This window comes from Vibrio sp. Vb1755 (assembly GCF_033338635.1).
GTDB lineage: Bacteria > Pseudomonadota > Gammaproteobacteria > Enterobacterales > Vibrionaceae > Vibrio > Vibrio alginolyticus.
In genome coordinates this window covers 1-1235 of record NZ_JAWOTA010000222.1, presented here as the reverse complement: position 1 = coordinate 1235, position 1235 = coordinate 1, and the positions used below count along the sequence as shown (strand labels likewise).

The 1235-nt window shown below is 49.4% G+C and carries 2 protein-coding genes; both read left to right on the top strand.

Annotated elements, in window-relative coordinates; all coding sequences use genetic code 11:
• Positions 1-394 (top strand): imelysin family protein (locus R7E00_RS24075; protein ID WP_318124781.1); only part of this gene is annotated, 394 nt, incomplete at its 5' end.
• On the top strand, positions 375-1235 hold an 861-nt coding region (locus R7E00_RS24070), incomplete at its 3' end, for a DUF1513 domain-containing protein (RefSeq protein ID WP_318124780.1). The genes R7E00_RS24075 and R7E00_RS24070, both read left to right, overlap by 20 nt.

Genomic DNA, 1235 nt, shown 5'->3' with positions numbered 1-1235 from the left:
CAGCATGAAAAAGCTCAGTCGTCCGCTAGCCAAGATAGGGCATCCTCGTCCTTACTTCTCGGAGTCTTGGCGCTCAGAAACCTCGCTCTCTAACTTAAAAGCTAACCTAGAAAGCTTGCATCAGTTGTATTTTGCGAACGGTAAAGGTTTAGATGCGCTGTTAAGGGCGCAAGGTAAAACGCAATTGGCGGATCGCGTCACGTATCAGTTTGACATGGCTTTAGAGACTTGGCCTGAAGATAAAAGCCTGTTTTCTGCACTACAAAGTGTGGACGGATATCGTTTGGTTCTCGCGCAATACAACAAGCTAGAACAACTTAAATACCTCATCCATGAAGAGGTGGCTATCGAGCTTGGTGTCGTTATAGGGTTTAATGCAACCGATGGTGACTGATCAAACCCGCCGAACGCTTCTAAAAGCGGCATTGTTAGGAGCGGCAACTCCCGTGTTGCCGTTTGGTTGTGCGGCGACAACAAAGCGAGAGCCCGCATTGATTGGTTGTTCCATTGTCGGGCGAGATAAGTTTGCTGCCGTGGTGGCTGATGAACATGGTATGCCTATTTCGACGTTACCTATCCCTGAACGTGGACATGGCGTGGCGACCAATCAGCATGGCCACGCAGTTGTTTTTGGTCGACGTCCTGGCACTTTCTTTATGGTGTTCGACTATCGAACAGAGCAAATGCTCAAGTTGGAACTGGCAAAACCGGAGCGCCATTTTTACGGCCACGGCGTTTATTCTCACGATGGTCTTTATCTCTTCGCTACGGAAGGCGAAAGAGGCACTAGCCGAGGCATCATTGGTGTTTACGATGTTCAAAACCAATACCGAAAAATCGCTGAGTTATCGGGATTCGGCATTGGGCCTCATGAAGTGATCATGATGCCCGATGGCACGTTAGCGATTGGTGTGGGTGGAGTGCATACTACTGGCCGTGAGCCTTTGACTTTGCACAGCATGACGCCACGCTTGAGCTACCTTTCGCAAAACGGCGCGTTGCTTGATCAAGTCCCGTTGCCGGATCATAAGCTGAGCATTCGTCATCTTGCGCATGATGGTTCAGAAACGGTGTTGTGCGGCCAGCAATATCGCGGAGAACCTGACGAATATCCTGCTTTGCTCGCCATGCATACGCGTGGAGGAGAGATGCAAACACTGCAAGCAGAACCTGAAGAATGGGCACGCTTTAATCACTATATAGCCAGTATTGCTGCAACCAATGATTGGATTTTA